General features: G+C 62.9%; 8 protein-coding genes and 1 pseudogene. 4 read left to right on the plus strand and 5 right to left on the minus strand.

Going from position 1 to position 7,342, the window contains the following annotated elements:
• Positions 1–611 (minus strand): IS3 family transposase (locus tag BVH06_RS25630; protein WP_139315731.1); only part of this gene is annotated, 611 nt, incomplete at its 3' end.
• The gene (locus BVH06_RS24575; RefSeq protein WP_075935797.1) at positions 608–901 is read right to left on the minus strand and encodes a transposase; all 294 of its coding nucleotides are present in this window, start codon (positions 899–901) and stop codon (positions 608–610) included. The genes BVH06_RS25630 and BVH06_RS24575, both read right to left, overlap by 4 nt.
• 84 nt (positions 902–985) lie before the next feature.
• On the opposite strand from BVH06_RS24575, the gene BVH06_RS24580 reads away from it, so the two are divergent.
• The gene (locus BVH06_RS24580) at positions 986–1,366 is read left to right on the plus strand and encodes a hypothetical protein (protein WP_139315732.1); all 381 of its coding nucleotides are present in this window, start codon (positions 986–988) and stop codon (positions 1,364–1,366) included.
• Between the two features lie 194 nt (positions 1,367–1,560).
• Here BVH06_RS24580 and BVH06_RS25635 read toward each other — a convergent pair.
• Positions 1,561–1,758 (minus strand): annotated as a pseudogene (locus BVH06_RS25635) (NAD(P)-dependent alcohol dehydrogenase); the annotation flags it as partial.
• 159 nt (positions 1,759–1,917) lie between these two features.
• Positions 1,918–2,244, minus strand: coding sequence for a hypothetical protein (locus tag BVH06_RS24590; protein ID WP_256575269.1), 327 nt, complete (start codon positions 2,242–2,244; stop codon positions 1,918–1,920).
• 420 nt (positions 2,245–2,664) lie between these two features.
• Between BVH06_RS24590 and BVH06_RS24595 the strand changes: the two genes are divergently transcribed.
• The 3 genes from BVH06_RS24595 (at position 2,665) to BVH06_RS24605 (ending at position 5,701) form a co-directional block, all read left to right on the plus strand.
• On the plus strand, positions 2,665–3,645 hold the full coding sequence (locus tag BVH06_RS24595; RefSeq protein WP_075935800.1) for a tripartite tricarboxylate transporter substrate binding protein: 981 nt from the start codon (positions 2,665–2,667) through the stop codon (positions 3,643–3,645).
• An 85-nt stretch (positions 3,646–3,730) separates the two neighbouring features.
• Positions 3,731–4,189 carry a tripartite tricarboxylate transporter TctB family protein gene (locus tag BVH06_RS24600; RefSeq protein ID WP_075935801.1) on the plus strand — a complete coding sequence of 153 codons (459 nt, stop codon included), beginning with the start codon at positions 3,731–3,733 and terminating at the stop codon, positions 4,187–4,189.
• A gap of 3 nt (positions 4,190–4,192) precedes the next feature.
• Positions 4,193–5,701, plus strand: a complete 1,509-nt coding sequence (locus BVH06_RS24605) for a tripartite tricarboxylate transporter permease (RefSeq protein WP_013792269.1) — start codon at positions 4,193–4,195, stop codon at positions 5,699–5,701.
• 172 nt (positions 5,702–5,873) lie between these two features.
• On the opposite strand, the gene yghU is transcribed toward BVH06_RS24605, so the two are convergent.
• On the minus strand, positions 5,874–6,713 hold the full coding sequence (gene yghU, locus BVH06_RS24610) for a glutathione-dependent disulfide-bond oxidoreductase (protein WP_075935802.1): 840 nt from the start codon (positions 6,711–6,713) through the stop codon (positions 5,874–5,876).
• Positions 6,714–7,342 lie beyond the last annotated feature (629 nt).

Consider the following 7,342-nt stretch of genomic DNA (forward strand, 5'->3'; position numbering starts at 1 on the left):
TGGTAATCGTACGCGCAGTATTGGCTGCCACGATCCGAGTGCAGCAGTACCTCGGTTTGCGGCTGTCGGCGAGCCACGGCCATCTCCAGCGCGGCGTGTACCAGAGCCTGCTGCATCCGATGGTGCATCGCCCAACCGACGACAGCACTTGAAAAAAGATCGAGCACGACGGCCAGATACAGCCAGCCTTGGGCCGTCCGCACGTAGGTCATGTCCGAGACCCAGTGCCGATTAGCGCGATCCGAGGCGAACTGGCGATCCAGGTGATTCGGGGCAATCGTCAGAGCATGACGACTGCTGGAAACCAGCCGCCAGCGCTTACGCGAACGAACGCGCAGACCGGCTTCGCGCATCAGTCGAGCCACTCGGTGTCGACCACACACATGCCCCATGGCCGCCAACTCGGCCTTGATTCGGCGATGGCCATAGATTCCATTGACCTTGTGGTGGATGGCGCGGATCTCCTTGCTCAGACGCCGATTCGCCATCTCTCTCGCCGAAGGTGGCCGCTGCTGCCAGGCATAGAAGCCGCTGCGTGATACCCGCAGCAGCCGGCACATCGGTGCTACGGGATAGCGACCGGTCAGCGCCTCGAGGGCGCGGAACTTCACTTCGTGGGCTGCGAGAAGATGGCGAGCGCCTTTTTTAAAACATCGCGCTCCATGGTGACCTGAGCCAGCTGCTGGCGTAGCCGGCGCAACTCAGCACTCTCGCCACGCTGCTTGCCATTGCCCGGAAAGGCATCGTCACCTTGCTGTTCGTGCTGGCGCTTCCATTTGCCCAGCAGGCTTTCAGCGATGCCGAGCGTCTCGGCCACATGACGAAGCGGCGTGCCGGCAACCACTTGGTCTACCGCTTCACGTTTGAAAGATTCTGGAAAACGTCGTCTGGTCTGGGTCATGAACACTCCTTGCGGCGGACATTATCCACCTTAAGTCAGTGTCCACTCAGCCCGGGACAGACCACTTTGCCAATGATGGACGGCGTGCAGTCCCTGCGTGCGTTCACTCAGAACCCAGGCGATGTGGTGGCCAAACTCAGCAGCATGCCGCTGCCGGTACCGCTTACCGCTTACCGCTTACCGCTTACCGAGCAAACCGCCATTACGCCGGACCTGCAAACCATCTTCAAAGCTGCCGAAGCGGCGAAGGCGGTCAAAGCTGCCAAGGAGTCCGGTGATATGAGTGGTTTGTTGGGCCAGGCCATGGACCTGATGGGCAAGGATGATCCCAAGCCTGGGCTCCAGTCTCCGGGGTTTCTGGGTCAAGCCATGAACTTGATGGACAAGGACGGCACCAGAACCGGGCTTCCGCCTTCGACTTTGCTGAATCAAGCTAAGGGCGAAGCCAAAGGGCTTATCGGCTAGCGGTGTAACGCACGTTGTCCAATAAATGAGTGATACGGATAACAGGAGCCGACAGCTCAAGCACGCCGTGGGTCTAGGCCCGATATTAGGAAAGCCTGATCGTAACGGGTTGAGTCCCGTGACGATGCCGGTATGAAAACAACGGCCCGGTTCGCGAAGGCGAGACCGGGCCTTTGGGTGATCAGGCGCTAACGTTACGCCGCGTCCTGATCCTTGGCCAGGGAAGCCATGTCGATCACGAAGCGGTATTTCACGTCACTCTTGAGCATGCGCTCTTAGGCTTCGTTGATGTTCTGGATGTCGATCATTTCGATGTCCGAGACGATGTTGTGCTCGGCGCAGAAGTCGAGCATCTCCTGGGTTTCGGCGATGCCACCGATCAGCCGGCCAGATCATCGACCTTGAAGCCGGTCACGTCGCTACCGACGGCAGGGCGTAGGGTGGATGACGCTCTTTTCATCCACCTTGACACCGCTCGCGTGGATCGGTGAAGCATAGCCCACGCTACCTTGTGCATGCCTATCGGTTTGGGCCACTACGGGCGTCTAGGATCAGCCCGTACGGGCAGCGGAGGGGCTGCGTTGCACCTCGGCAAAGATATCGATGATCGAGCGTTGCGGATCGCGTTCGCGCAGCATTTCTACCTGCTGGCTTTGGCGCTGGAGCTCTTCGCTGGGCTTGGCCCATTGTTCTTTGGGCAATGGCTGTGACCAAGCTTGCATGGTCTCGGGGATGTCTTGACGGTGCATGCGCTTGATGCGGGCGATTTCCCATTCGGTAAGACGGAAGGGCAGCGTCCATAGGGTCATCACGTGGTAGAGGTACCAGCCAAACACGTACCACGCGCCCACCTCGCCCTCACTGTAGCGGCGGCGCATGCGTTCGCGGGCGTTGCGGAAATGTTCACACCAGAATCGGCAGCCAGTGTTGCTTCCTCCACAGCCTCCTAGTGCGCAATGCCCATCGCACCCAAACCCCTGCACATTTTTCTTCCCCGCAACACCCCTGAAAGCTTTACGAAAGGTTTCGGGCGTATTAATGCTGTAACCGGTGTACCACCGGCGGACGGCCTCTGAAAAAGCCGCCTAACAATAATAATCAGTGGAGAGCCATCCCATGCTCGTCACCGCCCGCTGTGCCGCATCCGTTCACGCCTTTCCCCGTTATGCCCTTGCCGTTCGGCCTCCTGCGCCAGGTTTGACCCTGGCCGCTGCCTGACCGGCTGCACGGTATCTCTGCCTTTGCAGCTTCTGCGAGGGCGCCTGTTCGTACTACAAAAATAATCAGAGGTGCGTTCCATGAATCCCATGTTTCGTCGTGTTCTCCTGTCCGCTTGTTGCGCGTTGCTGGCCGGCCAGGCGCTGGCCGATGAGCCGCGTCGCCCCGAGTGCATCGCCCCGGCTTCGCCCGGCGGTGGCTTCGACCTGACCTGCAAGCTGGCGCAGAGCGCGCTGGTGCAGGAGAAGTTGCTCAAGTCGCCCATGCGCGTGACCTACATGCCTGGCGGCATCGGCGCCGTGGCTTACAACGCGGTGGTCGCCCAGCGGCCTGCCGATGCGGGCACCATCACCGCGTTTTCCAGTGGCTCGCTGCTCAACCTCGCCCAGGGCAAGTTCGGTCGTTTCGACGAGAATGCCGTGAAGTGGCTGGCGGCCGTGGGCACCAGTTATGGTGCCATCGCGGTGCGTGCGGATTCGCCCTACAAGAACCTTGGTGACCTGATCACCGCGCTCAAGGCCAACCCCGGCAGTGTGGTCATCGGTGCCGGCGGCACCGTGGGCAGCCAGGACTGGGTGCAGACCGCGCTGATCGCCCAGGCCGGCGGCGTCGATCCCAAGCAGATGCGCTACGTGTCGATGGAGGGCGGTGGCGAGCTGGCGACGGCCCTGCTGGGCGGCCATATCCAGGTGGCGAGTACCGACATTTCCGACTCGGTGCCCCACGTGCAGTCCGGCGACATGCGCATTCTTGCCGTGCTGGCCGACCAGCGCCTGGAAGGGCCGATCGTCTCGGACATCCCGACCGCCAAGGAGCAGGGCTTCGACGTTACCTGGCCGGTGATCCGCGGCTATTACCTGGGGCCGAAGGTCAGCGACGAGGCGTATGCCTGGTGGAAGAACGCCTTCGACACGCTGCTCGCCTCCGAAGACTTCGCCAAGCTGCGCGCCGAACGCCAGCTCTATCCCTTCGCCATGACCGGCGACGAGCTGGATGCGTACGTCAAGAAACAGGTCGCCGACTACAAGAAACTGGCCAGCGAGTTCGGCCTGACCCAGTAAGCGCGAGCGCACGCCCCATGGACGATGGCGCTGTCGGTAACGGCAGCGCGGGGTGGCGTGTGCTCGCTCGACGAGGATTTTCCCGATGATCCTGCAACGCATTTTCGCCGTGTCGCTGTTGGCTGCGTGCGTGGTGCTGGCCGTGATGGCCTGGCCCTACCAGGCGCCGTTCTCCTACGAACCGGTCGGCCCGCGGGCCTTTCCGCTGTTGATCCTGGGCCTGATGGGCCTGGCGCTGGTGTTTCTGGCGATCCGCCCGACGCCCGTGGCCCGCGCCGATGACGAGCCCGAGCTGGACCGCGCGACCCTGACCAAGGTGGTCGCCTGTTTCGCCTTGCTGCTGGTGTTCGCCGCCACCTTCGAACCCCTGGGCTTCATTCTCAGCTCGATCCTCATCGGCGTGCCGATGGCCCGGCTGTATGGCGGTCGCTGGCTGCCCGGCGCCATCGTGGTGGTGGCCATGAGCGTGCTGCTGTACTGGCTGTTCGACCGTGTGATGGATGTTCCACTTCCCCTTGGCCCGCTGGCCGCGCTGGAGAACTGATCCATGGAAACCTTGAGCTATCTGGGGCACGGCTTCGGCATCGCCATGACCCCTTACAACCTGATCACCGCGCTGATCGGCACGCTGATCGGCACCGTGGTCGGCCTGCTGCCGGGCCTGGGCCCGATCAACGGCGTGGCGCTGCTGATTCCCATCGCCTTCGCCCTCGGCCTGCCGCCGGAGTCGGCGCTGATTCTGCTGTCGGCCGTATACCTGGGCTGCGAGTATGGCGGACGGATCAGCTCGATCCTGCTGAACATCCCCGGTGAAGCCTCCACCGTGATGACCGCGCTGGACGGCTACCCCATGGCGCGCCAGGGCAAGGCGGGCATCGCCCTGTCGTTGTCGGCCTGGAGCTCGTTTCTCGGCGCACTGCTGGCGACCTGCTGCATGGTGCTGTTCACCCCGTTGCTGGCGGCCTGGGCAGTGGCCTTCGGGCCGGCCGAATACTTCGTGCTGATGGTCTTCGCCATCGTCTGCCTGGGCGGCATGGCCGGCGACAAACCGCTGAAGACCTTCGTCGCCGCGCTGATCGGCCTGTTCCTGTCGGCGGTCGGTATCGACGCCAACAGCGGCGTGTACCGCTTCACCGGTGACAGCGTGCACCTGGCCGACGGCATCCAGTTCGTGGTGCTGGTGCTGGGCCTGTTCTCGATCAGCGAGATCCTCCTGCTGCTGGAAAAGACCCACCACGGCCACGTGGCGGTCAAGGCCACCGGGCGCATGCTGTTCAACTTCAAGGAAGCGTCGTCGGTATTGATGGTCAACCTGCGTTGCAGCATTTCCGGCTTCATCATCGGCGTGCTGCCGGGCGCCGGTAACACCCTGGCCAGCGCCGTGGCCTACATGACCGAGAAGCGCATGGCCGGCGCCAGCGGCAACTTCGGCAAGGGCGACATCCGCGGCCTGGCTGCGCCGGAAACCGCCATCGGCGCCTCCACCTGCGGCGGCCTGGTGCCGATGCTGACCCTGGGCGTTCCCGGCTCGGGCACCACGGCGGTGATGCTCGGCGCATTGACTCTGTACAACATCACCCCGGGCCCGCTGCTGTTCGAGCAGCAACCGGACATCGTCTGGGGCCTGATCGCCTCGCTGTTCATCGCCAACGTCATGCTGCTGATCCTCAACGTACCGATGGTCGGCCTGTTCACGCGCATCCTCGCGGTGCCGAGTTGGGCACTGGTGCCGGTGATCGCGATCATCACCGGGATCGGCGTGTATGCCGTGCACGCGACCACCTTCGACCTGTTCCTGATGGTCGGCATCGGCGCGATGGGCTATATCATGCGCAAGCTGGACTTTCCGCTGTCACCGGTGCTGCTTGGCTTCATCCTCGGCGGGCTGATGGAGCAGAACCTGCGCCGCGCACTGTCGATCTCCAACGGCGAGCTAGGCATCCTGTTCTCCAGCCCGATCACCATCGGCACCTGGGTGCTGGTGGCCGCGATGATCATGCTGCCGATGTGGCGCGGCTGGCGCCGCCGGGTGCGTCGCGTGCAAGCGGCGGCTTGAGGAGGGGCCCGGGGGATGTGGAAAATGGATAACGCTGGCTGAGCTGTTGATCAACTTGCATGAGTCGACACGCAAATAACCCTGCCAGATAAAACCAAGCCCCGATGCCAAAAAGCATCGGGGCTTGGTTTTTTACATCTGAACAACTCGCGTGCGCTGGCGCTATCAGCGTTTACGACAGGTCCGCCGCTTGATGCCGCTCCGGCACCTGCTCGGACTCATCGCCCCAGGTGCGATTCACCCGGCGGCCGCGTTTGACGGCTTCGCGCTCGGCGATCTCGTTGGCCCAGCGTTGTACGTGGGTGTATTCGTGGGCCGCGAGGAATTCGGCGGCGCCGTAGACGTTGTTGCGCACCAGCTCGCCATACCAGGGCCACACGGCGATGTCGGCGATGGTGTAGGTGTCGCCGGCCAGGTAGCGATTATCGGCGAGGCACTGGTTGAGCACGTCCAGTTGGCGCTTGGCTTCCATGGTGAAGCGGTTGATGGCGTATTCGAACTTCTCCGGGGCGTAGGCGTAGAAGTGGCCGAAGCCGCCACCCAGGTAGGGCGCCGAGCCCATTTGCCAGAACAGCCAATTGAGGGTTTCGGTGCGGCCGGCCGGATCCTTGGGCAGGAACTCGCCGAACTTTTCCGCCAGGTACAGCAGGATCGAGCCGGACTCGAACACGCGGATCGGCGTATCGCCGCTGCGGTCGAGCAGGGCAGGGATCTTCGAGTTCGGGTTGACGCCCACGAAGCCGCTGGAGAACTGGTCGCCCTCGCCAATGCGGATCAGCCAGGCATCGTACTCGGCGCCGCTGTGCCCCAGGGCCAGCAGCTCCTCGAGCAGGATGGTCACCTTTACGCCGTTGGGCGTTGCCAGGGAGTAGAGCTGCAGCGGGTGCTTGCCGACCGGCAGTTCCTTGTCATGGGTCGCGCCGGCAGTGGGGCGGTTGATCTTGGAAAACTGGCCACCGGAAGCTTCAAGGTGCTGCCATACCTTTGGCGGAACATAGGTTGATTGAGTCATCGAATCCTCGCTATCGGCGTGATGGGGCAATGCATGTGAACGCGAGGCTAGCCCGAATACGCCGGCTATTCGAGAGGCCATGGTGCATGTTGGGTATCGATCGGGTTGATAACGAGATCGAAGGGCCGCCACGATTCGCCACGGGTTGCGGCCCTCACAATGATCGCGAGCGGCCTAACGCCCTTGTAGGAGCGCCGCCCCGGCGCGAAGCGATGGCGGCCTTACCGCAAGACTCGCGTCGTACACACGATTCGCCGCGGGTCGCGGCTCCTACAATAATCGCAGGCAATCCACTGCCCGTGTAGGAGCGTCGCCCCGGCGCGAAGCGATGGTGGCCTTACCGCAAGACTCGCGTCGTACACACGATTCGCCGCGGGTCGCGGCTCCTACAATAATTGCAGGCAATCCACTGCCCGTGTAGGAGCGTCGCCCCGGCGCGAAGCGATGGCGGCCTTGCTGCAGGACTGGTGTCGTACAGACGATTCGCCGCGGGTCGCGGCTTGTATGTTCTAGGCTAGGAACCTGTCGGGGGTGGAGGGACATGCGCGGCTTCTGCAAGCGACAAGCCAGACAGTGGGAGAATTCCCCCACCCCATACTCACCGCAAACGCCGATAAGGAATCCTTCGG

The organism is Pseudomonas sp. PA27(2017), from assembly GCF_001945445.1.
Lineage (GTDB): Bacteria > Pseudomonadota > Gammaproteobacteria > Pseudomonadales > Pseudomonadaceae > Aquipseudomonas.